General features: G+C 63.1%; 21 protein-coding genes. 17 read left to right on the top strand and 4 right to left on the bottom strand.

Going from position 1 to position 24,945, the window contains the following annotated elements; all coding sequences use genetic code 11:
- Positions 1-65: 65 nt before the first annotated feature.
- Positions 66-1,514 carry a YfcC family protein gene (locus RSO41_RS08505; protein WP_315618687.1) on the bottom strand — a complete coding sequence of 483 codons (1,449 nt, stop codon included), beginning with the start codon at positions 1,512-1,514 and terminating at the stop codon, positions 66-68.
- 380 nt (positions 1,515-1,894) lie between these two features.
- On the opposite strand from RSO41_RS08505, the gene RSO41_RS08510 reads away from it, so the two are divergent.
- From RSO41_RS08510 to RSO41_RS08545, 8 genes are all read left to right on the top strand, one after another.
- Complete coding sequence (locus RSO41_RS08510) at positions 1,895-2,428, top strand: ureidoglycolate lyase (RefSeq protein WP_315618688.1); 534 nt, start codon at positions 1,895-1,897, stop codon at positions 2,426-2,428.
- Positions 2,425-3,261: a bifunctional allantoicase/(S)-ureidoglycine aminohydrolase gene (locus RSO41_RS08515; RefSeq protein WP_315618689.1), complete on the top strand. Its 837-nt coding sequence runs from the start codon at positions 2,425-2,427 to the stop codon at positions 3,259-3,261. Before RSO41_RS08510 ends, RSO41_RS08515 begins: the two co-directional genes overlap by 4 nt.
- Before the next feature lie 352 nt (positions 3,262-3,613).
- A complete protein-coding gene (gcl, locus tag RSO41_RS08520; RefSeq protein WP_315618690.1) occupies positions 3,614-5,392 on the top strand; it encodes a glyoxylate carboligase in 1,779 nt (592 codons plus the stop codon).
- Positions 5,393-5,596: 204 nt separating this feature from the next.
- The gene (hyi, locus tag RSO41_RS08525; RefSeq protein ID WP_315618691.1) at positions 5,597-6,373 is read left to right on the top strand and encodes a hydroxypyruvate isomerase; all 777 of its coding nucleotides are present in this window, start codon (positions 5,597-5,599) and stop codon (positions 6,371-6,373) included.
- A 74-nt stretch (positions 6,374-6,447) separates the two neighbouring features.
- Positions 6,448-7,335: a 2-hydroxy-3-oxopropionate reductase gene (locus tag RSO41_RS08530; RefSeq protein WP_315618692.1), complete on the top strand. Its 888-nt coding sequence runs from the start codon at positions 6,448-6,450 to the stop codon at positions 7,333-7,335.
- Between the two features lie 289 nt (positions 7,336-7,624).
- Positions 7,625-8,935, top strand: a complete 1,311-nt coding sequence (locus tag RSO41_RS08535) for a glycerate kinase (RefSeq protein WP_315618693.1) — start codon at positions 7,625-7,627, stop codon at positions 8,933-8,935.
- Positions 8,932-10,419, top strand: a complete 1,488-nt coding sequence (gene pyk / locus RSO41_RS08540; RefSeq protein WP_315618694.1) for a pyruvate kinase — start codon at positions 8,932-8,934, stop codon at positions 10,417-10,419. The genes RSO41_RS08535 and pyk overlap by 4 nt, the downstream gene beginning before the upstream one ends.
- 94 nt (positions 10,420-10,513) lie before the next feature.
- Positions 10,514-11,245: a GntR family transcriptional regulator gene (locus RSO41_RS08545; RefSeq protein ID WP_315618695.1), complete on the top strand. Its 732-nt coding sequence runs from the start codon at positions 10,514-10,516 to the stop codon at positions 11,243-11,245.
- Between the two features lie 215 nt (positions 11,246-11,460).
- Here RSO41_RS08545 and RSO41_RS08550 read toward each other — a convergent pair whose 3' ends face one another.
- Positions 11,461-12,162 carry an FMN-dependent NADH-azoreductase gene (locus RSO41_RS08550; RefSeq protein ID WP_315618696.1) on the bottom strand — a complete coding sequence of 234 codons (702 nt, stop codon included), beginning with the start codon at positions 12,160-12,162 and terminating at the stop codon, positions 11,461-11,463.
- 122 nt (positions 12,163-12,284) lie between these two features.
- Between RSO41_RS08550 and RSO41_RS08555 the strand changes: the two genes are divergently transcribed.
- The 3 genes from RSO41_RS08555 to RSO41_RS08565 all read left to right on the top strand — a co-directional run bounded on the left by RSO41_RS08555 (position 12,285) and on the right by RSO41_RS08565 (position 15,074).
- On the top strand, positions 12,285-13,190 hold the full coding sequence (locus RSO41_RS08555) for a LysR substrate-binding domain-containing protein (protein ID WP_315618697.1): 906 nt from the start codon (positions 12,285-12,287) through the stop codon (positions 13,188-13,190).
- 459 nt (positions 13,191-13,649) lie between these two features.
- Positions 13,650-14,162, top strand: a complete 513-nt coding sequence (locus RSO41_RS08560; protein WP_315618699.1) for a DUF192 domain-containing protein — start codon at positions 13,650-13,652, stop codon at positions 14,160-14,162.
- 135 nt (positions 14,163-14,297) lie between these two features.
- Positions 14,298-15,074, top strand: a complete 777-nt coding sequence (locus RSO41_RS08565; protein WP_315618700.1) for a 5'-nucleotidase, lipoprotein e(P4) family — start codon at positions 14,298-14,300, stop codon at positions 15,072-15,074.
- 93 nt (positions 15,075-15,167) lie between these two features.
- On the opposite strand, the gene RSO41_RS08570 is transcribed toward RSO41_RS08565, so the two are convergent.
- Positions 15,168-16,052: an ion transporter gene (locus RSO41_RS08570; RefSeq protein ID WP_315618701.1), complete on the bottom strand. Its 885-nt coding sequence runs from the start codon at positions 16,050-16,052 to the stop codon at positions 15,168-15,170.
- Positions 16,053-16,099: 47 nt separating this feature from the next.
- Positions 16,100-16,966 (bottom strand): CYTH domain-containing protein, encoded by an 867-nt coding sequence (locus tag RSO41_RS08575; protein ID WP_315618702.1) that lies wholly within the window; start codon positions 16,964-16,966, stop codon positions 16,100-16,102.
- 108 nt (positions 16,967-17,074) lie between these two features.
- On the opposite strand from RSO41_RS08575, the gene RSO41_RS08580 reads away from it, so the two are divergent.
- The 6 genes from RSO41_RS08580 (at position 17,075) to glrR (ending at position 24,857) form a co-directional block, all read left to right on the top strand.
- Positions 17,075-17,755, top strand: coding sequence for a TIGR00153 family protein (locus RSO41_RS08580; RefSeq protein WP_315618741.1), 681 nt, complete (start codon positions 17,075-17,077; stop codon positions 17,753-17,755).
- A gap of 55 nt (positions 17,756-17,810) precedes the next feature.
- Positions 17,811-19,076 carry an anion permease gene (locus RSO41_RS08585; RefSeq protein WP_315618703.1) on the top strand — a complete coding sequence of 422 codons (1,266 nt, stop codon included), beginning with the start codon at positions 17,811-17,813 and terminating at the stop codon, positions 19,074-19,076.
- A 226-nt stretch (positions 19,077-19,302) separates the two neighbouring features.
- Positions 19,303-20,616 carry an amino-acid N-acetyltransferase gene (gene argA / locus RSO41_RS08590; protein WP_315618704.1) on the top strand — a complete coding sequence of 438 codons (1,314 nt, stop codon included), beginning with the start codon at positions 19,303-19,305 and terminating at the stop codon, positions 20,614-20,616.
- Between the two features lie 802 nt (positions 20,617-21,418).
- A complete protein-coding gene (locus RSO41_RS08595; protein ID WP_315618705.1) occupies positions 21,419-22,903 on the top strand; it encodes a HAMP domain-containing sensor histidine kinase in 1,485 nt (494 codons plus the stop codon).
- Positions 22,904-22,905: 2 nt separating this feature from the next.
- Positions 22,906-23,451 (top strand): hypothetical protein, encoded by a 546-nt coding sequence (locus tag RSO41_RS08600; RefSeq protein WP_315618706.1) that lies wholly within the window; start codon positions 22,906-22,908, stop codon positions 23,449-23,451.
- Positions 23,452-23,465: 14 nt separating this feature from the next.
- Positions 23,466-24,857: a two-component system response regulator GlrR gene (glrR, locus tag RSO41_RS08605; protein WP_315618707.1), complete on the top strand. Its 1,392-nt coding sequence runs from the start codon at positions 23,466-23,468 to the stop codon at positions 24,855-24,857.
- Positions 24,858-24,945: the final 88 nt, after the last annotated feature.

The following is a 24,945-nucleotide window of genomic DNA, read 5'->3' on the forward strand; positions in this document are numbered from 1 at the left end:
GATGGGGCGAGTCGTGGCGGATTGACAGTGTCAGGCTGACAGGTGCCAGTCAGTTGCGGAAAGGCTTAGCCGGCCCACTGAGTGGCCTGGGCAAAGGTCAGCAGGCACAGCGAGATCAGGACCCAGGTGCAGAACAGCGGGAAGAAGAACTTGATCCATTTCTGCCAGGGAACACCCGCCAATGCCAGGGTCGCCATGAAGTAGCCGGAGGTGGGATAGAGGATATTGCCGATACCGTCGCCGAGTTGATAGGCGAGGACGGCAGTCTGCCGGGTAACGCCGATGAGGTCGGCCAATGGCGCCATGATCGGCATGGTGACCAGGGCTTGGCCGCTGCCGGAAGGTACCACGAAATTGAAGCCGAGCTGGGCGAGATACATGCCGATGGCCGACAGCAGGCTGGGGAGCTCCCCGACCAGGTTGCCCAGCCCATAGACCAGCGTGTCCATTATCTGGCCATCCTCGAGTACCACGGCGACACCTCGGGCGATACCGGCGATCATGGCGCCAACCAGGACATCCCGAAAGCCCTGGTTGAATCCTTCACAGATTTCTTCGCCGTTCAGGCCGGCTATCAGGCCGACAACGATCCCCATGATGATGAACAGCCCGGCCATTTCCATCATGAACCAGCCCTGAGCGAGTACGCCGTATACCAACAGGGCGAAGAAGCCGAAGGCGGCAAGAGCGGCGAGCTTCTGGCGGGAGTTGGCAACCAGGGCACCTTCGTCGGTGGCGTGCTGATAGGAAGCGCGCTTCTCCGCCTCGGCCTCGTCGTCGGCCATCAGGCTCAGCGAAGGGTCGTTGTGGACCTTGCGCGCATAGCGCATGACGAAAAAGATGCCGACGCACAAGATAATGACGAAAATGATCGCGCGCAGTACGAAGCCCGAATAGAGCGGCAGGCCGGCGAGCTGCTGGCCCAGTCCGGTGTTGATGGGATTGAGCACGCCCGTGGTGAAGCCTGCCGTCGTGGCGCAGAGCGCCACGGCGGCGGCGGTCACCGAGTCAAAGCGCAGGGCGATCATCAACGGCAGGATGACTGGCACATAGACCAGCGACAGTTCTTGCGTACCGATCAGTGTGGCCACCACGGCAAATGTCGTCATGAGAACCGGAATCATCAGCAAGCTTCGGTTGGCGAAGCGTCGGCTCAGCTTGTCGACCCCGATCTCAATGATGCCGGTGCGTCGCAGCACCATGAACATTCCGCCGATCATGAAGGTGAAGAACACGACCTGACCGGCGCTCATCAGCCCATTGGGAATCGCCAGCATGAAGTCGACCGGACTGACAGGGGTCGACTCGACGAACTGGAAGGACGCCGCATCGATGGTGGTGCGACCATCTGGCCCCGGGATACGCTCATAAGAGCCTGCCGGCACGAAGTACGTGGCGACCGAGGCGAGAGCGATGAAAATGAAGAGAATTACATAGATATGGGGTATCTGAAACGAGCTTTTATGGCTTTTTCGGGATGCTCGGCTATCAGTGGTCTGAGGCTGTTGGGACATGCAGTACCTCGGGTTGTTGTTGAGATGTGGCACGGGTGCCTTGCTTGGGACAGATACGCTCGAAGGCTTGAGACTTGTGCATGGGCGTGATTTGAAACAAGACATGGCGAATTGCTGCCTGGTGGCTGAAGCGAGAGAGGAGCGTCACCTCCTTCTCGGTATTGCCACGGTCTCGATTGAAGCTTAATCTGGAAAAGATTTCCATATTTTTCTTTCAGGCGACTGCCGCAGGCCGAGGGTCACGCTGGAACTGTGTCGCAGGTATGGCAGCCACGGATGATCGATGAGCCGAAAATCTTGATAAGAGGGTGGCGGTGCCCGAGGTGCCGTAGTCGTTTGTAATGTCCGAGAGATGGCCCATCTCTCATGCAGGAGGTTATATGCTTGAACTCGAGGCGCGTCCGCTTACCCCGGAGGCGTTCGCCCCCTTCGGCGAGGTGATCGATACGCGGGTCTCCGATTACTTCCATATCAATGCCGGCCGAACCCGGCGTTACCATGACCTGGCGCGCGTCGAGACGCTGGGCGAGGAGGCGCGGGCGCTGATCAGCATCTTCGTCAGCCAGCCCATCAGCGTGCCGCTGGATTTGTCGTTCCTTGAACGACATCCCCAGGGCAGCCAGGCGTTCGTGCCGATGCACGAAGAGCGCTTCATCATCGTGGTGGCGCCCCCCGGCGAGCGAATCGACCCCGAGAGCGTGCAAGCCTTCGTCACCGATGGCCACCAGGGGGTCAACTATCGTGCCGGTACCTGGCATGCCATCCAGTCCGTCCTGGAATGCGAGGGCGAGTTTCTGGTCGTGGATCGCGGTGGCGAGGGCAACAACTGCGACGAGCATCCGATCGACATCCGCGTGACCCTGCCCCATGGCGAGGCCGTCACGTCTCCACGTGAACAAGAGGAAACCCCGTGACCCAGAGACAGTACTATGCCCCCCACGGTGGCCACCCGGGACAGAAGGTCATGACCACCGACCGTGCCATGTTCACCGAGGCCTTCGCGGTCATCCCCAGAGGCGTCTATCGCGACATCGTCACTAGCAAGTTGCCTCATTGGGAGAATACCCGGCTCTGGATTCTGTCCCGGCCACTGTCCGGCTTCGCCGAGACCTTCTCCCAGTACATCATGGAGGTCTCGCCGGGCGGCGGCAGCGAGCGCCCCGAGAGTGATCCGGGCGCCGAGGGTGTGTTGTTCGTGGTGGAGGGCGAGATGGTGCTGACCATCGCCGGCGAGACGCATCGCATGGTGCCGGGCGGCTATGCTTTCCTTCCACCGGGGTGTGACTGGCAGCTACGCAACGAAGCCGATGCGCCGGTGCGTTTCCACTGGATTCGCAAGGCCTACGAGTTCGTCGACGGCATCGAGGTGCCCGAGCCCTTCGTGGTCAATGAGAACGACATCGAACCGACGGTGATGCCGGACTGCAACGAGGTCTGGGCCACCACGCGTTTCGTCGATCCAGATGACATGCGTCACGACATGCACGTCACCATCGTCACCTTCCAGCCTGGTGGCGTGATCCCCTTCGACGAGACTCATGTCATGGAGCATGGCCTCTACGTGCTCGAGGGCAAGGCGGTCTACCACCTCAATCAGCAGTGGGTGGAAGTCGAAGCCGGCGACTACATGTGGCTGCGTGCCTTCTGCCCCCAGGCCTGCTATGCAGGTGGCCCCGGTCCTTTCCGCTACCTGCTGTACAAGGACGTCAATCGGCACATGGCGCTGCCCTACAGCAAGCGTCGCTGATCGGCGCCTACTGCACGGGGCACGCGAGGAACCCGACGCCCCTCGACTGACGCCGTCGCGACAGCCCTGCAAGACCCTGTTCGGCCGCTGTGCCACGCAGGGTCTTTTCGTGTATCCAGCATGCCATTCTTCGGCGCCCATGATCGGCTGGGCGGGCCGGAGGAGCACGGCTGGCACCTTCGATCATGATTTTACGGGAAAAATTTCCATTTTTAGCAACCTATTGAATTTCCGGTGATAGATAATCTGGAAATATTTTTCACGATGTATTGACGGCTCCCGGCGGGTGAGCCTAGTCTCTGTATACAGAAATTATTTCCAAAAAATAAAACCCGTTACCGGAGGAATCGTCATGGCTCGCATGACCGCTGCGGAAGCTGCCGTTCACGTGCTCAAGAAAGAGGGGGTCGATGTCGCCTTCGGCCTGCCCGGCGCTGCCATCAATCCCTTCTATGCCGCGATGCGCAAGGTCGGCGGCGTGGATCACGTTCTGGCGCGTCACGTCGAGGGCGCCTCGCACATGGCCGAGGGCTACACCCGCACCCAGCCGGGTAACATCGGCGTGTGCATCGGCACCTCTGGCCCGGCCGGCACCGACATGATTACCGGCCTGTATTCGGCCTCCGCCGACTCCATCCCGATCCTGTGCATCACCGGCCAGGCGCCGGCCAGCAAGCTGCACAAGGAGGACTTCCAGGCGGTCGACATCCAGGCCATCGCCGGCCCGGTCACCAAGTGGGCGATTACCGTGCGTGAGCCGGCCCAGGTGCCGCGTGCCTTCCAGCAGGCCTTCCAGATCATGCGCAGCTCGCGCCCGGGCCCGGTGCTGCTCGACCTGCCGATCGATGTGCAGATGACCGAGATCGAGTTCGATCCGGACACCTACGAGCCGCTGTCGGGCTATAAGCCCGCCGCGACCCGTGCCCAGGTCGAGAAGGCGCTGGGCATGCTCGACGAGGCCGACAAGCCGCTGCTGGTGGCTGGGGGCGGCATCATCAACGCCGATGCCAGCGACCTGCTCACCGAGTTTGCCGAGATCACCGGTGTACCGGTCATCCCGACGCTGATGGGCTGGGGCACCATTCCCGACGATCACCAGCTGATGGCCGGCATGGTGGGGCTGCAGACCTCACACCGCTATGGCAACGCCACCATGCTCGAAGCCGACTTCGTGATGGGGATCGGCAACCGCTGGGCCAACCGCCACACTGGTGATCTGGCCACCTACACTGAGGGTCGAAAGTTCGTTCACGTCGATATCGAGCCGTTTCAGATCGGCCGTATCTTCGGCCCGGACCTCGGCATCGTCTCCGATGCCAAGGCGGCGCTGGCGCTGTTCGTCGAGGTGGCCAAGGAGTGGAAGGCCGAAGGCAAGCTGAAGGATCGCAGCCAGTGGGCCGAGGAATGCCAGGAGCGCAAGCGCACCATGCTGCGCAAGACCGATTTCAAGGAAACGCCGGTCAAACCCCAGCGTGTCTATCAGGAAATGAACAAGGCGTTCGGCAAGAACACCCGCTACGTGACGGCCATCGGCCTGTCGCAGATCGCCGGCGCCCAGTTCCTGCACGTCTACAAGCCGCGCCACTGGATCAACTGTGGTCAGGCGGGCCCGCTGGGCTGGACCGTTCCGGCCGCGCTCGGCGTGCGTCGCGCCGATCCGGAAGCGGACATCGTGGCGTTGTCCGGCGACTATGACTTCCAGTTCATGATCGAAGAACTGGCGGTGGGGGCGCAGTTCAACCTGCCCTACATCCACGTGCTGGTGAACAACTCCTACCTGGGGCTGATCCGCCAGGCCCAGCGAGGCTTCGACATGGACTATCAGGTCCAGTTGTCGTTCGAGAACATCAATTGCCCGGAAATCAACGGTTACGGCGTGGATCACGTCTCCGTGGTCGAGGGCCTGGGTTGCAAGGCGATCCGCGTGACCGATCCCGAGGAAATCGCCCCGGCGCTGGAGCAGGCCAAGCAGCTCAAGGACCAGCACAAGGTGCCGGTCGTGGTGGAGGTGATTCTCGAGCGGGTCACCAATATCTCGATGAGCGGCAAGGACTTGAGCACTGTCAACGAGTTCGAGGCGTTGGCCGAGAACGAAGCGGATGCGCCGAGTTCCATCGCCGCTCTGCGCTGAGGGAACACTGATTTATTGCTGCGTTCGATATCTAGGTCGCCGGCGGTGCTCACAATCCTCATTGAGCATCAAGTCAACTTCGGTTGCTGTGCTCCGGCGGCGACCAATCCATCTTCGCTCGCGACATAAATCCGTCGTTCCCGATAGCCCAATATCAATCGCGAGAGCACGCTGACATAAACGACAAGACACGGGGAGATTCACATGGCCAAGTTTGCCGCCAATCTCAGCATGTTGTTCACCGAGGTGGACTTTCTCGATCGCTTCGAGGCCGCCGCCAAGGCGGGGTTCAAGGGAGTCGAGTACCTCTTTCCCTATGATTTCGGCGTCGACGAGATCAAGCAGCGTCTCGACGACAACGGCCTGACCCAGGTGCTGTTCAACCTGCCGGCCGGCGATTGGGGCGCCGGCGAGCGCGGTATTGCCTGTCACCCGGACCGCGTCGAGGAGTTCCGCGCCGGCGTCGACCGGGCGATCGAATATGCCAAGGTATTGGGCAATACTCAGGTCAATTGCCTGGCCGGCATCCAGCCGCAGGGCGTGAGCGACGACGAGGCCCGCCAGACGCTGGTCGATAACCTGCGCTTCGCCGCCGAGAAGCTCGAGGCCGCGGGCCTCTTGCTGATCGCCGAGCCGATCAACACCCGCGATATCCCGGGCTTCTTCCTCAACCGCACCGAGCAGGCGCTGGCGCTGTTCGACGAGGTGGGCTCGAGCAACCTGAAGCTGCAGTACGACATCTATCACATGCAGATCATGGAAGGGGACCTGGCGCCGACCATCGAGAAGCACTTCGCGCGCATCGCCCACGTGCAGTTGGCCGACAACCCGGGCCGCCACGAGCCGGGCACCGGCGAGATCAACTATCCCTTCCTGTTCGGTCACCTCGATCGCCTGGGCTACCAGGGCTGGATCGGCTGCGAGTACAAGCCGGCCGGGTCGACCCAGGAAGGCCTCGGGTGGCTGGACGCCGTTCGCTGAAACGCGACTGCGCGTTTTACTACCGCTAGAGATCGAGATACGAAGCGACGCACGCAAGTGACAGGAGAATCATCATGAGCAAGATCGGTTTTATTGGCCTTGGCATCATGGGTCGTCCCATGGCGGGCCATCTGCTGGACGCCGGCCACGAGCTGACGACCGTAAAGCGTGGCAGCCTGGACGAGACCCTGGCCTCCAAGGGCATGAAGGAGCTCGATAATCCCAAGGCGGTGGCCGAGGCATCCGAGGTGGTCATCACCATGGTGCCGGATACCCCCGACGTCGAAGAGGTGCTGTTCGGCGAGGGCGGTGTCATCGAAGGGCTCAAGCCCGGCACCCTGGTGATCGACATGAGCTCCATCGCCCCGCTGGCTACCCAGGAGTTCGCCAAGCGTATCCACGATGCCGGCGGCGAGTATGTCGATGCCCCGGTATCCGGCGGCGAAGGCGGTGCGATCAACGCCGCTCTGACCATCATGGTCGGTGCCTCTCAGGAAGGTTTCGAGCGTGCCAACCCGCTGCTCGAGATCATGGGCAAGACCATCACCCATATCGGTGACCAGGGCGCCGGCCAGACCTGCAAGGTGGCCAACCAGATCGTCGTGGCGCTGACCATCGAGGCCGTGTCCGAGGGGCTGTTGTTTGCCTCCAAGGCAGGGGCCGATGTGTCCAAGGTGCGCGAATCACTGCTTGGCGGCTTGGCTCAGTCGAAGATCCTCGATGTGCACGGTCAGCGCATGATCGATCGCACCTTCGATCCGGGCTTCAAGATCAAGCTGCACCAGAAGGATCTCAACCTGGCACTGGAAGGGGCGCGGAGCCTCGACCTGGCATTGCCCGGTACCGCCAATGCCCAGCAGCTGTTCCAGGCCTGCGCCGCGAACGGTGGTGCCGACTGGGACCACGCCGGCATCCTGCGTGCCCTCGAACGGCTCGCCGACCACGAAGTCGGTAGCCGCTGAGTCCTTCCCGTCGGCCGTTGTGGCGGCCGGCGGGGGACAGGGAGGTGACTGCTCCCTAATGGCAGGCGTCGGGTCGTCGTCTGCCAGGCCGTTTCCACGGCCATTGCCCGGTGACGGACTTCCCCTGAAGCACCTCTCGTCACCGGGCCCTTTTTTGGGAGGTCCTGCGTAAATCCCGGTGTACCTTTCGCCACCCGCATGATAACCGTGAAGGGATATCGAGCGGAGTGGTTACGGCGAGGCGTTCGCCGATTTAGGCAGTACTTTCCTGCGTGAAGGAGACTTTCCGATGAATGCCCTTTCCCCGCTGCTTTCCTCCGACCGGCCCGAGGCCGTGCGCAGTTGGCTGACCCGCCTTGGCGAGACCGCCGTGGCGGCCGTGCACCCGGATTCGCTGTTGCCCGACAGGTTGCCGACTCCCCCGGCCGGTCGCACCCTGGTGGTGGGAGCCGGCAAGGCGGCGGCCGCCATGGCGGCCGCCCTGGAACGTGCCTGGCAGGCCAGGCATCCCGATGCGCCCCTCGAGGGCCTGGTCGTGACGCGTTATGGGCATGGTGCCGAGTGTCGCGACATCGAGGTCCTCGAGGCGTCCCACCCGATGCCCGATGACTTGAGCGAACGCGCCGCCCGCCGCATGCTCGAGTCCATCGAGGGGCTGGGCGAGGACGATCTGGTGATCGCGCTGGTGTCCGGCGGGGGATCGGCGCTGATGACGCTGCCGGCACCCGGTGTCGGCCTGGATGAGAAGCAGGCCCTCAACAAGGCATTGTTACGCTGCGGCGCGCCGATCCGCGAGATCAACACGGTTCGTCGTCATCTGTCCGCCATCAAGGGGGGGCGACTGGCCGCCGCCGCGCACCCGGCACGGGTGCTGACCTGGCTCATCTCGGATGTGCCCGGCGATGAAGCCTCCTTGATCGCTTCCGGTCCGACCCTGCCTGATGCCACCACGCCGGCCGATGCTCTGGCGATCCTCGAACGGTATGGCATCGAGGTTTCCGAGGCGGTGCGCCATCACCTCGAGACCAATACCGAAGCACCACACCTCGAGGATCCAGACTTCGCCCGGGACGAGAGCGACATCCTCGCTCGGGCCCGGGACGCCCTGTCCGCCGGCCAGGCAGCCGCCGAGGCCGAAGGTATCGAGGTGCGTCTACTGGGCGACGATCTCGAAGGCGAGGCGCGAGAGCTCGGGCGGGCCCAGGGACGGATGGCGCTGGCTGCTCAGGATGGCCTGTCTCGGCCTTTGCTGATCCTCTCCGGCGGGGAGACCAGCGTGACGGTCCATGGCGATGGCCGCGGCGGGCGTAATGTCGAGTATCTGCTGGGGCTCTTCACGACCCTCAAGGGGGCGTCCGGCATTCACGCCCTGGCCATCGACACCGACGGCATCGATGGCTCCGAGGACAACGCCGGGGCCATCTTCGGGCCGGCCTGCTGGGAGCGCATGCGCGAACTCGGTCTTGATCCCGACGACTATCTGTCACGTAATGACGCCTATACTTTCTTTGATGCGCTGGATGACCTGATCGTGACCGGTCCGACGCGCACCAACGTCAACGACTTTCGTGCCATTCTGGTATTACCGAGGACTTCATGACGCTGCCCCCCCATGCTCCGATCCACGAGCCGATTCGCCGCACCAAGATCGTCGCCACCCTCGGGCCCGCCAGTGACAGGCCCGGCGTGCTCGAACGGATGATTGCCGCCGGCGTCGATGTGGTACGCCTCAACTTCTCCCATGGCGCGCCCGACGACCACCGCCGCCGCCTGGCCGAGGTGCGCGAGATCGCCGCGCGGCTCGGCCGCAGCGTCGCGGCCCTGGGCGACCTGCAGGGCCCCAAGATCCGCATCGCCCGCTTCCGCGACGGTGCCGTGGACCTCGAGGAAGGTCAGGCCTTCGTGCTCGATGTCGCCCTGGACGGCGAGGCCGGCGACGCCGGCCGGGTCGGCTGCGACTACAAGGCTCTGGCCGACGATGTCGTGGCCGGGGATCGCCTGTTGCTCGACGATGGCCGCCTGGTACTCGACGTCGCGCACGTGGCCGGCAGCGAGATTCACACCACCGTGGTGCAGGGGGGCCGGCTCTCCAACAACAAGGGCATCAACAAGCAGGGCGGCGGGCTTTCCGCCCCGGCGCTGACCGACAAGGACAAGGCCGACCTGGAGACCGCCATCGACATCGGCGTCGACTACCTGGCGGTGTCCTTCCCGCGCAGCGCCGCCGACATGCACGAGGCCCGCGAACGGCTCGGCGAGGCCGGTGCCGAGATCGGCCTGGTGGCCAAGCTCGAACGTGCCGAAGCGGTGGCCGATGACGCCACCCTGGACGGCATCATCGAGGCCAGCCAGGCGGTGATGGTGGCTCGCGGCGATCTCGGCGTGGAAATCGGCGACGAGGCGCTGATCGGCACCCAGAAGCGCATCATCAAGCATGCCCGCAGCCACAATCGGGCGGTGATCACCGCGACCCAGATGATGGAGTCGATGATCGAGTCGCCGCTGCCGACCCGCGCCGAGGTGTTCGACGTGGCCAATGCCGTGCTCGATGCCACCGATGCGGTGATGCTTTCCGCCGAGACCGCCGCCGGCGATTTCCCGGTGGAGACCATCGAGGCCATGGCACGGGTCTGTCTGGGCGCCGAGCGCGAGCGCATCGCCCAGGAATCCGGGCACCGCATCCACGAGGGCTTCTCGCGGATCGACGAGACCATCGCCCTGTCGGCGATGTACGCCGCCAACCACCTCGCCGGCGTGGCCGCCATCGCCTGCATGACGGCCACCGGCTATACGCCGCTGATCGCCTCGCGCATCCGCTCGGGGCTGCCGATCGTCGGCCTGGCCCACAACCCCGTCGCCCAGCGGCGCATGGCGTTGTATCGTGGGGTGATATCCCTGCCCTTCGACACCAGCGCGATGTCGGCCGGCGAGCTCAACGATCGTGCGATGGAGCGTCTGGTGGCCCAGGGCATCGCCGAGCCGGGTGACCATGTGATCCTGACCCGCGGGGATCACATGAACGCCCACGGCGGCACCAATACCCTGAAGATCCTCGATGTGGGCGATGACCATCGCACCGGTTGAATGATGGGGAACTGTATACAAAGTGAGGTTGGAGTGTGGTCAGCAGGCGTGAAACATGCGAAGGTCTCGACAGGCAATCCCGGGGAGACAGTCCATGAATAACGCCTGGCACAAGGAGATGCTGGCCGAGGTCAAGGCCGGCGGTCGCATCAGCGACCAGGATATCGTCGAGAAAGTCAGACGCGCGGTATTGACGCAGCGTCTGCCGCCCGACACCAAGCTGCCGGAAGTGACGCTGGGCGAGGTGTTCGGCGTCAGTCGCTCGGTGGTGCGCAAGGCATTGACGCGTCTGGCATCCGAGCATGTCGTCGATCAGCGGCCCAACCAGGTGGCCCGGGTGCGCGCACCGAGCATCGAGGAAACCCGTGAGACGTTCGAGGCGCGACGCCTGGTCGAAGGCGAAGTGGCCGCGCAATTGGCCGGCCGTCTCGACGCCGAGGTCATGGCGACTCTGGAAACCCAGGCACGCCTGGAAACCGAGGCCTACGAACGTGGCGACGAGCCGGCACGCATCGAGCATTCCCTGACCATTCACCACCTGCTTGCCGAGCATTCGCCCAACCGGGTGCTGGGCGCGATGCTCACTGACCTGGTGCTGCGTACCTCCATCGTCATCGCCCTCTACAAGCGTCCGAGCCTCGCTTCCTGTTATCTGGAGAACGACCATCCGCGCCTGCTCGACCGGCTCGGCAAGGGCGACGGCGAGGCCGCCCGCGCCTGTGTCAACGACCACCTCCACAGCCTCGAGGCACTGCTCGACCTGCGTCCCCGCGAGAACAGCATCGATTTGATGTCGATCTTGGGGCGCACCGCCGAACAATCCTAGGCGTTACCTGAAAACTGCCTGCGCTCGACCATACGGCGTTAAAAATCAGCGTAAAATGCTCATTTACACTCGTAAACTCCGCTTTTTTGCTGATTTTTGCCTTGTGACCTACATGGACGTGGGAAATGCGCTGGCCCGCCGGGAGCGGGCCTAGCCTCGGTCTTCGCTCGCCGACTTTTCAGGCAAACCCTTGTGTCTTTCCGGCCAAGAGGCTGTCAGGCGGGCTCCGCTCGCTCCCCGGCATGGATGGTCTGCGAGAGGTGGGCGGTTAGTGCGTCCACATCGCGTTCCGCCGCCTCGATGGAGGCTGCCAGCAAGGCGCCGCCTTCCTCCTGATATTCGACGGCAATCCGGTGGATCCGGGTGATGCCGATGAATTCCAGTACCGTGGTCAGATTGGGCTCCAGGTGATTCATGTGGGCCATGGGGCCGCCAGGGCCGAGGCCGGACTCGCCCCGGGACGACAGTATCACCGCGTGGCGGGGGCGGTCGGCCAGCAAGGGGATGAACGGGTCTTCGGGCCGATTTGGCTCATAATCCACCGTACGCCCAAGACGTACGACCTGATCTACCCAGGCTTTCAGGGTTGCCGGCATGCCGAAGTTATAGAGTGGCGCACCGATGACCAGAATGTCCGACGCGGTCAGCTCGTTGACCAACTGGTCGCTTTCGGCGAGCGTATCTGTCATCCAAGAGGGCCGCTGCGCCGATGGCGTGAAGGCGGCCTGAATCCATGGCTGGTCGATGAAGGAGGGGGGATGGCCGCCGATATCTCGGTAGGTGACGCGATCGTCGGGTCGTCGGCCTTGCCAGCCGGAGACGAAGCGGTGCGTCAGCCGGCGGCTGATGGAACCGTGGTCGTCGGTACCGGCGAGGCCGGGGCGGGCGCTGGCGTCGAGTTGTAGGATATGGGTCATGATTGTTACCTCATGATGTGAGTTGGCTTCAGGTATCTTTTAGTGGCCAGGTCAGCCTAGAATCACGGCATATAGGCAACAAACGATCTTTTCTTGCGTGTTGAGATGAGCTGAGTTCATCCATGATCCCCCGCCGATTACCCTCCCTGTCCTCCTTGAGGGCATTTGAAGCGGCTGCCCGTCACGAGAGTGCCAAGCGGGCGGCAGAGGAACTGTCCGTGACCGCCACGGCCATCAGCCACCATATCCGTGGTCTGGAAGACGCCCTCGGTGTGACGCTGTTCGTTCGCAAGCCTCGGCAACTGGTGCTGACTCGGCAGGGGGACGAGCTGTTCCAGACACTGGAGAGCGCCTTCGACAGCATCGGCGATGTCGTCGAGCGCTTGAAAACGGTGCCCGTCCGCCAGGCGGTAACGCTCTCCACGACGCCGGCGGTGGCGGTGCGCTGGCTGTTGCCCTGGGTATGCCTGCTGCGCGATTCGCATCCGGACATCGACCTGCGCATCCATGCGTCCCACGATCCCGTCGCGCTGGATGGCGTCACGGCGGACCTGGCCATTCGCTACGGAGATGGCCATTGGCCGGGGCTGGTGGCGGAGAAACTCTTCGATAATGTTTTCATTCCCGCCTGCAGTCCGCATCTGGACTTGAAGCGCCGGAAGGAGCTGCCCGTCCATTCGCTGATTCACTTCCGTCCCCAGGGAGGCTCGGTGGCGCCGCTGGACTGGGCTGGCTGGCAGAGGCGGGCCGTCGTGCCGGCGCTCGATGTCAGTGCCGGACTGGTGTTTTCCGATGAAACCCATGCCATCTCCGCCGCCGTCGGAGGGCAGGGAGTCGCGCTGATGAGCCGTCCGCTGATTGCCGATGAACTGGAAGAAGGGCGCCTGGTGCAACCCTTCGGGCCGGAACTGGAAGGCAAGCCGTTCTATCTTGTCCACCCGGAAGACCGACGGGATGACCCGACCATCCTTGCCATTCGCGATTGGGTGATGCAGGTGTCGGGCGGCCTGCGTTCAGCGAGCGAGTAAGTGGTTTCGGCCGCGGGTGCGAAGGTGGTGTATCTTTCAGGCAACCTTGCGGTCGACGACAGTGAAGCGTTCTGGGCCCTTGCGTCGCTCGGACTACTCGGGGCCGACGGATAGTGACTGGCGTTCTGTCCGAGCGTTCGTCCCGGCTATGGAAACGCCGAATAAATCGCCGAGTATAGTGAAGGCTAGGCCCGTTCCCGACGGGCCATCGCATTTCCCACATCCTTGTGGGCCACGCAAGGCGCACGGAGCACAGAAAGCGAGACATAATGTGTAGTTAGGCGACTTTCGACCGGGCTGGCGCACCAGCACCGAGCACAAATTCGCCGGGAGCGAATTTGAACCGTCTTTAGACGGGCCCGCAGGGTAGTCGCCAGGGATGGCGGCTATAGCGAAGCGATTTGCATGTGCAGGCATTTAAGCAGTGTTTCCCCATCACCAGCCATCGAGAGGACCCGCATGAACCCGACCCGTCGCCGAATGCTGCAGGGCATGGCGCTGTTGCCGTTGCTGACCCTGTGGCGACCCGATGCCGATGCTCGATCCTCGAGGCTGCCCACCACCACCTTGACGGTTCACAGCGCGCGGGGGCCACATCGGCTGACGGTGGAGCTGGCGCGCAGCGCCGCCGAGCGTAGCCGCGGGCTGATGGAGCGTGACTCTCTAGCCGAGGATGCCGGCATGCTGTTTCTCTATGGCGCCGCCCAGCCCGCCCATAGCGGCTTCTGGATGTATCGCACACGCATTGCCCTGGACATCGCCTTTCTCGATGCTGAGGGGCGCATCAACGACATTCATCGCATGCAGCCCTGCCGCGCGACGTCGCCGAGCGACTGCCCGGTGACGCGCCCCTCGGCGCCCTATCATGCCGCCCTGGAGGTCAATGCCGGCTACTTCGAGGCGAAGGGAATCGAGACCGGTGATTGCCTGAGCTGGCCGGAACAGGATGACGGTGCCTGCCGTCGACCGTAATCTTCCCCCCGCCACCGACGGCCGGCTCGCCCTAGATATTAATTTGAACGTGTAATAAAAATAAAATATGATCATATGGCTGATTTTCGATAACAAAGCGTGATCAAACTTCCGATCACCAAGCAGGAGATGTTCATGATGATGTTCAGCCGCCATACATTGCTCGCCGCCGCGCTGTTTGCCGGTGTGACGCCGTTCGCCAACGCCGCGACCGATGGCACTGATGGTGAAACACTCTGTGCCCAGGCCGCCTATTCGATGGGGCTTCGCTATCAACAGCGTTCCGCCGAAGTCGCGGCCTTGCAGCGTCAGGGCTATGCGTTGGCCACCCTGCGTCTTGAGCAGGCCATCGCCGATCATGACGCGAGCGCTGACCTGGCGATCATCACCGACCTGGACGAGACGGTACTCGATAACAGCGCCTTGCTGGTCCGCGACATGCAGGCATGCCATGACTACACCACCTGGGATACCTGGAAGCACTGGGAGCGCGAGGGCGAGCCGCGCCTGATCCCCGGCGCCGCGGACTTTCTGGAATTCGCCGACGAGCAGGGCGTGGATATCTTCTATGTCTCCGACCGCTACCAGGAGAACGAGGCCGATACCATCGCGAGCCTCGAAGCCCTCGAACTGCCCCAGGTATCGAAGGACAGCGTCATGCTGCTCGGGCCGCCCAAGGCGGAACGTCGGGCCGAGGTCGTCGAGAACCACACCCTGGTGATGCAGCTCGGCGACTCCCTGCATGATTTCTCCGGCGAGTTCGCCGACGCAGACCTCGAAGGCCAGCGCCGCCTCGTCGAGGAAAACGCCGAGCGATTCGGCGACGACTGGATCGTCTTCCCCAACGCCGGCTATGGCGACTGGAGTGAAGCCGAACTCAACGCCTGGGAGGCATCGCTCGAGGTGGAGTGATCCACACCCGGGAAGCGCTGCTTCAATGCTGCGCTCGTCGGCATCTCAGCCAAGACTGAAACGCCAGTCGAGAAATCTCGGCCAAGGTGCGCCTCATGTCTCATCGACGTGAGGCGCATCGTCGTTTTCGGCCCTGGGGTCCGGGGTCTCTTCGTCCAGCCAGGTGCCACAGTGCAGGCAGTAGCTGGCACGCTTTTCGTGTCGATCGTGCCCGCAGCCGGGACAGGCCTCGTCGGAATAGCGATCGGCGCGGATCGAGCGGATCACTTCGGCGGAGAAGACCCCGGTGGGCACGGCGATGATCGAGTAGCCGATCAGCATCATCATCACCGAGATGGCCTGGCCCAGTGGGGTCACCGGTGCGATATCGCCGTAGCCGACGGTGGTCAGGGTGACGGCTGCCCAGTAGATCGATTTGGGAATGCTGGTGAAGCCGGCCTCGGGGGGTTCGATCAGGTAGACCACCGAGGCGAAGATGGTAATCAGCATGCAGACGGTGAACAGGAACAGGAAGATCTGCCGAGCGCTGCGTTTCAAGGCGTCGATCAGCAGGCGTCCTTCGCCGACGAATTCCATCAGTCGCAGTACGCGGAAGATACGCAGGGCGCGCAGCAGACGTACCACCACCAGAGACTGAGCGCCGGGCAGCAACAGGGCCAGCCAGGTGGGCAGAATGGCCAGAAGGTCGATGATGCCGTAGAAGCCGCGCAGGTACTGCCAGGGTCTTTCAAGGCAGTAGAGGCGAAGGGCCAGTTCGAGGGTGAAGAGCAGGGTAAAGCCCCACTCCAGCCAGTGGAACAGCGCCCCGTGGCGCTCTCGCAACGGCACGACACTTTCCAGCATCACCACCAGCACACTGCACAGGATCACCCCGATCAGGGCGATGTCGAAGGCCTTGGCCGAGGGCGTGTCGGACTCGAAGATGAGCTGGAAAATCCGCGTACGCAGGCCTTCCGAGGCGGGCTTGAGGTGGCTCACGGTAGGTGTCGTCCTTGTCGTTGTCGAGACTCAGGCGTTGTCGAGACTCAGCCGAGTGTGGCGTCCCCGGGAAGGTGGCGTGACAGGGACAGGGCGCGAATGCCGAAGGCCTCGTTCAGCCAGGTACTGTCATCCAGGGCCCTGGCCAGCCAGCCGGCGTCGTTCGCCGTATCATCGTCCCGTTCCGCCAGGCGTTGGAAGGCGTCTTTTGCCTCGTGGCGCCAGGCCGGGTCGCCGGTATCGCACAAGGCATCCAAGGCCACGCTGGCGCGATGCAGCCAGGCGGAGGGGGGGCCGCCTGCGGGGAGGTGCCAGTGTCCGAGGAGCAGGGCACCGCCCCTGGCAGCCTTGCTGGTGTCCGAGGGGCGCAAAGGCACGCTTTCGGCCAGGATGGCGGCAAGGTCGTGCAGGGCGCTTTCCGTGCCGCTCTTGAGCTCGAGCTCCAGCTCGCGGATCATCGCCGTGTGCTCGCCGGCACGAATCTCCCCGGTATCCAGCGCCACCTCGATGACGGCGTTGTCGCCTTCTACCCACCAGGTCTCGCGGGTGAAGTCGGTGGAGAAGCGTGGCTCGAGGCGCGACAGGGTGTCCCGGCCGAGTGCCGCCATCGGGGGGATCTCGGCGAGTCCCTCGAGATCCAATCCGGGGCCATCCACTGGCCATTCCCATTCGCCACGGCTCGAGAGGCCGCCACCGCCCTGGCCTCGGGTCTTCACGGTCTGCAGCAATCGCTCGCCGTCGCGACGCAGGCGCAGGGCGCTCCGTGAGCGCTCCAGGTCGCCCTCGGGGGTATCGAAGTAGGTGTTGCCCAGTCGGCCGACCCGTGAGGGCAGGGCGGCGAGGCGGGGGTGGCGGCGCAAGGCGTCCGGCCCCGATTCGCCCAGGGCCAGCTTGAGTTCGATTTCACTTGCCATGGAGTGCTTGCCTTGTGGGGATAAGATGAAAGATAGATGAATTTTTCATGACGTCGGGGTGGCCAATCACTATACTGACGCCGCCATTTTCCAAGTGTTCAGATGCCCATGGTGACATCCAACCCTTTCTCCGCGATGTTTGGCCGTTCGCCATTCCAGCCGTTGCTGGCGCACATCGTAAAGGTCAATGACTGCGCGGAACAGTTGCTGCCGTTCTTCGAATCCACGCTCAACGGCGACTGGCAGGAAGCCGGCGTTCACCGCGAGACCATCACGCGTCTCGAGCACGAGGCCGACGAGCTCAAGACCGAGCTGCGCCTCAATCTGCCCAACACCATGTTCCTGCCGGTATCGCGGTCCGATCTGCTGGACCTGATCAGCGTCCAGGACAAGATCGCCAACAAGGTTCGCGACATCACCGGCATCATGCTCGGTCGCAGCATGCAGGTACCGGAAACCCTGGCCGAGCCCATGCGCGATTACATGCAGACTTCCGTGGCGTGTGTGGGGCAGGCTCGTCAGGCCCTGGAAGAACTCAAGGACCTGCTCGAGTCCGGCTTCGGGCGCAACGTCTCCGACGTCATGCAGAACCTGATTCGCGAGCTCCATACCCTGGAGCAACAGGCCGACAGCCAGCAGATCGCGATCCGTCGCCAGCTGTTCGCGCTGGAAGACAGCCTGCCGCCGGTAGAGGTGATGTTCCTCTACCAGATCATCGACTGGGTCGGTGAGCTGTCCGATCGCGCCGAGCGCGTCGGCAGTCGCCTTCAGATCATGACGGCCAACTGATCGGGAACTCCCGAACACCATCCGCCACACTCTGACCGCAGAAGGACACCGTCCTATGTCGATCATCGCGCAGCATAGCGACCTCTTCATCATCCTCGCCTGTCTCTTCGGCCTGTTCATGGCTTGGGGGGTCGGGGCCAACGATGTTGCCAATGCCATGGGGACCTCGGTGGGCTCCAAGGCGATCACCATCAAGCAGGCGATCATCATCGCCGTGATCTTCGAGTTTCTCGGCGCCTGGTTGGCCGGTGGCGAAGTTACCAACACCATCCGCAAGGGTATCATCGACCCGGCCATGCTCCAGGGCGATCCTCAATTGCTGGTCTACGGCATGCTGGCTGCCTTGTTGGCGGCGGCCACCTGGTTGCTGATCGCCTCGATGCGTGGCTGGCCTGTCTCCACCACCCATTCCATTGTCGGTGCGATCGTCGGTTTTGCCATGGCCGGGCTGGGACTCGATGCCATCGATTGGGGCAAGGTGGGCCAGATCGCTGCCAGTTGGGTGGTCTCCCCGCTGATGTCCGGTTCCATCGCCTTCATGCTGTTCAAGTCCGTTCAACACCTGATTTTCGAGAGTCGCGATCCCTTCGCTGCCGCCAAGCGCTATGTGCCGATGTATGTCTTCCTGGTCGGCTTCATCGTCTCCATGGTGACCTTTACCAAGGGGCTCAAGCACGTCGGCCTCGAGCTCGGTTTTGGTGCCAGCTTCCTGTATTCCATACTGGTAGGTTTGGCTCTGATGGCGCTGGGCGTCATGCGAGAGCGTCGCGTAGGTGCCGGGAAGCGTCAGGATGATGCCTTCGGCTTCGGAGGCGTGGAGCGTGTCTTCGGGGTGCTGATGCTGTTCACTGCTTGTGCCATGGCCTTTGCCCACGGCTCCAACGATGTGGCCAACGCCGTCGGCCCCCTTGCCGCGGTAATCAGCATCGTCGAGAGCGGTGGCAAAGTCGGTGGTGAGGCCCTGGTGCCCTGGTGGGTACTGGTGCTGGGCGGTGGCGGCATCGTCATCGGCCTGGTGACCTATGGCCACAAGGTCATCGCCACCGTGGGGACCGGCATCACCGAGTTGACGCCGAGCCGTGGCTTCGCCGCGACCCTGGCCGCTGCCACCACCGTGGTGCTGGCTTCGGGCACCGGTCTGCCCATCTCTACCACCCAGACATTGGTCGGTGCGGTGCTCGGCGTGGGGCTGGCGCGTGGCATGGCGGCACTCAACCTGAGAGTGATCGGCACCATCGTGATGTCCTGGCTGATCACGCTGCCGGCGGGCGCGGGCCTGGCGATCATGTTCTTCTTCATGTTCAAGGGGATGTTTGGGTAAGCGTCGAGCGACGAGATACGAGATACGAGATACGAGCTGAAGGGGTGACGGCTTAGAGGGTGGTGGCAGCATCCTGCTCGCGTCTCGCGTCTCGCGTCTCGCGTCTCGCGTCTCGCGTCTCGCGTCTCGCGTCTCGCGTCTCGCGTCTCGCGTCTCGCTGCTGCTTTCATGGGTCTGATATAGTCGAGGCTCATCTTCCCCTTTCACCTGCTGCCGGAGTGCGGCCTTGGATACTCGCTTTCCCTTCGTCGACTGGTTTCGTAATTCCTCGCCTTATATCAATGCGCATCGAGGGCGAACCTTCGTCATCCTGATCGAGGGTGAGGCGGTGTCCGAGGGGCGTGGTGAGCAGCTCATCCAGGACCTGGCGCTGCTGCACACCCTGGGAGTTCGCCTGGTGGTGGTGCTGGGGATCCGCCCTCAGGTGAACGGTGCCCTCGAGGCGGCCTCGATCACGCCACGCCGTCATCATGGCCGCTGGGTCGCCGATGAGGCGATCATGGCACGGGTCGAGCGAGTCGCCGCCGAGCAGCGTCTGTGGCTGGAGTCGCGACTTTCCCTGGGGCTTCCCAACTCGCCGTTACATGGTGTCGAGATGACGGCCGTGTCCGGCAACCTGGTGATGGCCAAACCACTGGGCGTGCGGGATGGTGTCGATTTCGCGCGGAGCGGCGAGGTGCGCCGGGTCCGTGAGGCAGCGATCACTGGCTTGCTGGAACAGGGGTCGCTGGTGCTGCTGCCTCCATTGGGGTATTCCAGCACCGGTGAAGTCTTCGACCTGGATGCCGCCGAGGTGGCCCAGAAGGTCGCCACGGCGCTGACAGCCGACAAGCTGATCCTGCTTGGCGAGGCCAGCGGCCTGTCCGATGCCCGGGGGCAACTGCAACGCCAGTTGACGCCGGACGAGGCCAGCGCCTGGCTCGATGACGCCTCCCCCGGCGACGAAGCTTATCGTCATCTGGGGGCAGCCTGTGCCGCCGCCCGTCATGGGGTGGCGCGCACTCATCTGTTGTCGTGGCGTGACCACGATGCCCTGCTTGGTGAGCTGTTCACCCGCGACGGCGTGGGCACCATGATTTCCCGTCATCGCTACGAGCAGCTGCGCGCCGCCCAGGTCGCGGATATCGGCGGCCTGCTGGAGCTGCTCGAGCCGTTGGAACGGCGCGGCATGCTGGTACCGCGCTCCAGGGAGCGGCTGGAGTACGAGATCGATGATTATGTGGTCATCGAGCGCGACGGCATGGTCATTGGCTGTGCCGCCCTGCATACCTTTCCTGAGGCCAGCGTGGGCGAGCTCGCCTGTGTGGCGGTACATGTCGATTATCGTGGCGGCGCCCGGGGCGACCTGCTGCTGGGCGAAGTCGAGCGCCGTGCCCGTCGGCTGGGACTGGACGCCTTGTTTGCCTTGACGACCCACACGGCGCACTGGTTCTTCGAGCATGGCTTCGGTACCGCTGAGCTTGTCGACCTGCCGCCCCTCAAGCGCGATACCTACAATCACGCCAGGCAGTCGAAGGTGTTGTTAAAGTCGATTTCCTGAGAGTTCTGGCGCCCCTCCTTGTTAAACGTGCTCTAAAGTGTCGCCTTTGGGAGACGTTTTATCTTGTTGTTATAAAAGAGCTTTTTTTATTTCTCTCAGTAGGCGTCGCCATGTGGCGACGCTTTTTCGCGTTCAATGATGCTGTGGTGGCCGGCTCGGGGAGATTTGCGAGAAAAGAGTTTTAATAATTCACTGATAATAAAGGTTTTTATTTTTTATGGCATGCATGTGGCACTACTCTGGGTGAGCAAGCGGAAAACGATTCATACGGCTCGAATCGTTCTCCGGTCGCTGCGAGGCATGCGATATCACTGCCCTGTGTGCCCGGCCTCGAAGCGGCCAATGTCTGCTCCAGCGATGTGTGACTTTAGGTTGCGATGAGACGGTACCGACGACGTCAAGGACGTGTACCGAAAAGGGCAAGGATGCTCTGGCATGGACGCCTCTCCCCCGAAGGGGGAATGAATCGCGCAGCGGCGCCCCTTGAGGCGACGGTGCCAGGATCGAAGCAAGGGTGGTTCGCTACCCGACACTCGATGACCGGCCCCTGGTGGCAAACGGCTTCGGGTGGCTTCGAGGGTCTTTCAAGGCCCATGGAGAGTCGATCGACGGACGGGACCAGGCCAGTCGATCGAGCGGCTTTCCAACCCTTCAGTTCCCTGCGTATTGGGCCGGCCCTGCCGGCCTTTTTTTTGCTGCACATTCTCGTGCATGACGGTTTGCAGGCTGGCCGGCGAAACTCTGGTATTCTCGAGCAAGAGCGATGGTGCTTCTTTTCAATTTTTTCGATAGAACGCTGGCCATGACTTCAGCCGTTTCCCGTCGCTGGCGCCCACGCTCCTTGCTGCAGCTGGTGTTGCTGGCCTTTCTCATGGTGATGCTGCCGTTGGCCGTGCTGATGTTCCAGGCCGGCCAGGCATTGTCCGAGCTTTCACGCCTGGCCGATGTCAGTGCCCGCCAGGCGGTGGAGGAGACCCGGCGTGCCCGGACCCTGGGAGCCCTGGCCCTGGAGCTGGAGCGCTCCGCTCGCCAGTATGCAGTGGTCGAGCAGGAGAGCCTGCTCGATATCTACGATGAACGCCTGGCGGAATTCCGGCAGTTGCTGGCCAGGCAACGCGAACTGTTGCCCGATGACCCGGATGTCGCGGCACTCAGCGAACAGCTGGATGAGCTCGCCGAGCTGCCGGACCTGCCCGTCGAACAGTTTCAGGAGCGCCTGTCGGCCTTCCTGCCGTTTGCCCGGCATACCGAGGCCATGCGGCAGGCGACCAATCAGCGTATCGATGAACGACTCGATGATATTCGCGCCCGGGCCGAGTCGGTGCAGACGCGACTATGGTGGCAGACGGCAGCACTGGTATCGGCCAGTCTGTTGTTGATGCTGTTGTTCACGCGCTTGATCATTCGTCCGATCCGCCAGCTCGAGCGGCACATTCTGGGTATCGGTAGCGGTAGCCAACAGCAGAGCATGACGCCCGTCCAGGGCCCCGCAGAGCTGGTCCGGCTGGATGAGCGCCTGGACTGGCTCTCTTCACGGCTCGATGAGCTGGAGGAGCAGAAACAGCAGTTTCTGCGCCACATGTCTCATGAGTTGAAGACACCGTTGGCCAGCGTGCGTGAAGGGTCGGCGCTGCTTACCGACGGTGTGGCCGGCGAGATCACCGAGCACCAGCGTGAGATACTCGAGCTGATCGATGCCAGTGGCAGTGAGTTGCAGCAGCTCATCGAGCAACTACTCGACTACAATCTGCTGCAGCACAATCGTCGCCTCGATCTCGAATGTCTGGATCTGGCAACGGTGGCCAAGGAGGTGCTGGCCAAGCATCGGCTGGCGCTGCAGCAGAAAGAAATGCGGGTCGTGAGTTTCGATGGTCCCGTGAACTGGCGGATCGACCGCACCGCGACGGGGCGCATCCTCGACAACCTCATCTCCAACGCTGTCGCTTATGGTGAGGATGGGGGCGAACTGGAGATCCGCGCCCATTCCACGTCGACATTGCTGGTGCTCGAGGTGGCCAACAGTGGGGAGTCGATTCCCGATGAGGATAGAGATCACCTCTTCGAGGCCTTCTACCAGGGCCGTATACGCCGCAAGGGGGCGCTGAAGGGATCGGGCATTGGCCTTTCGGTAGCCGCCGACTGCGCGCGGCTGCAGCAGGGAACACTGGAGCTGGTCGAGGATCGGCTGTCGGTATGTTTCCGCCTGACGCTGCCAGCGCCTGTCATGGATGACGACGCAACAGAGTCATTACCCGCGCTGGCGGGAACGCACGCAAGGAGCGGATGAATATGAATGCACGTGCCCTGATGGTCTGCCTGGCCGCCGCCTGGCTGACAGGTTGCCAGTGGTTGCCTGCGCAATCCCGGGATGACGTGGCGGAGACCACGGTGGCCAAGGTCGAGACGCCGAACTGTTACGCTGAAGTGCCCGGTTTCGCCGATGAAACCTGTCTGCTGCGTGACTGGGTGGCCTTCGGCCTGGCGTCTCAGCGTGGCGATGGTGAATGGCGTGAACGTATGCGCGAGCGTCTCGTCGGCACCCAGACCGAGACACGCCTGGCTCGGGCCGTGGTGATGTCCTGGGGGCCGCCATCGCAGTGGAAGCAGGCGTCGGAATTATTCAAGGCCGACCTGCATGCGGCGCCGCCGCGCTTGCAACCCTTGTTGCGCTACTGGCTCAACGAGATCGAGCGACGCCGTGATCAGCAGCACCGTCTGGCCAGTAGTGAGCAGGCACGGGATGCTCTGGTAGAGGAAAAGGAGGCATTGGCGCAAAAGCTCGATGCCTTGACCGACATCGAGCGAAACATCAATTCGCGACAGCGTACCGAATGACGCGGAGACACGACATGACCCCGAGCGGACACTCTCGAGCCACTGCCGATTCAACGGCGCACATCCTGCTGGTGGACGATGACGTCAGCCTGCTGAAGCTGCTGGGAATGCGGCTGGAGAGCCGTGGCTACCGCGTGACCACTGCCGAGAGCGGCCGGGAGGCCCTCAAGCACCTGGATACCGGGCGCCCGGATCTGGTGCTGTCCGATATGCGCATGGACGAGATGGATGGCCTGGCATTGTTTCAGGAGATCCAGAAACGTCTGCCCGGACTGCCCGTGATCATTCTGACGGCCCATGGCTCGATTCCCGATGCGGTCAGCGCCACGCGCCAGGGGGTCTTCGGCTTTCTCACCAAGCCGGTGGATCGGGACGAGCTGTTCACCACCATCGACGACGCCCTGGCCCATACCTCGGCGGCGGCCGGCGAGGATGATAGCTGGCGCGAGGCGATCATCACCCGTAGCCCGGAAATGGAGCGAATCCTCGAGCAGGCCAGGATGGTGGCGAGCTCCGATGTCAGCGTCCTGGTGACCGGGGCTTCCGGCTCCGGCAAGGAATTGCTGGCCGGCGCCATTCACAAGGCCAGCCGGCGTGCCGACAAGCCTTTCATTGCCATCAACTGCGGCGCCTTGCCCGAGCAACTCCTCGAGAGCGAGCTGTTCGGCCATGCCAAGGGCGCCTTCACCGGAGCGATCAGTGACCACCGGGGGCTGTTCCAGGCCGCCGATGGTGGCACCCTGTTCCTCGACGAGATCGGTGACATGCCGCTGGCCCTGCAGGTCAAGCTGCTGCGTGCCTTGCAGGAGCGTCAGATTCGCCCCCTTGGATCGACCGCCTCGGTATCCGTGGATGTACGCCTGATCTCGGCGACCCATCGCGATCTGGGCCAGGCCATGCACGACGGGGAGTTCCGCGAGGATCTCTTCTATCGTCTCAACGTGGTGAACCTGAAGCTGCCGCCGCTCAAGGAGCGCGCCGAGGATGTGCCGCTGCTCGCCAAGTACCTGGTGACCCAGGCCGCCGAGCGCCACAAGCCCTTCGTCAAGGGCTTCTCCAAGGAGGCCATCAACCTGCTGGCCTCGAGCGCCTGGCCGGGCAATGTGCGTCAACTGGTCAACGTGGTGGAGCAATGCGTGGCCTTGACCAGCTCCCCGATCATACCTGAGGCGCTGGTGGCGCAGGCCCTGGTGGCTGAAGAAAATGCCCTGCCGACCTTCAACGACGCCCGGGCCGGGTTCGAGCGCAGCTATCTGATCAAGGTCCTCAAGATCACCGAGGGCAATGTCACCCAGGCGGCGCGAATCGCCGGTCGCAACCGAACGGATTTCTACAAGTTGCTGGCCCGCCACGAACTCGAACCCTCGACCTTCAAGCCGAACGTCGCTCTCTCGAATCGGGCTTGAGACGTGCCGCCCGGCTTGCCATTCCAGGTGGAAAGGTCGGGGATGTGCCGATGAACTTGCCCGAGGTACCGCCCGGCGAGTCATTCGC

Source organism: Halomonas sp. I1, from assembly GCF_032334135.1.
Lineage (GTDB): Bacteria > Pseudomonadota > Gammaproteobacteria > Pseudomonadales > Halomonadaceae > Halomonas.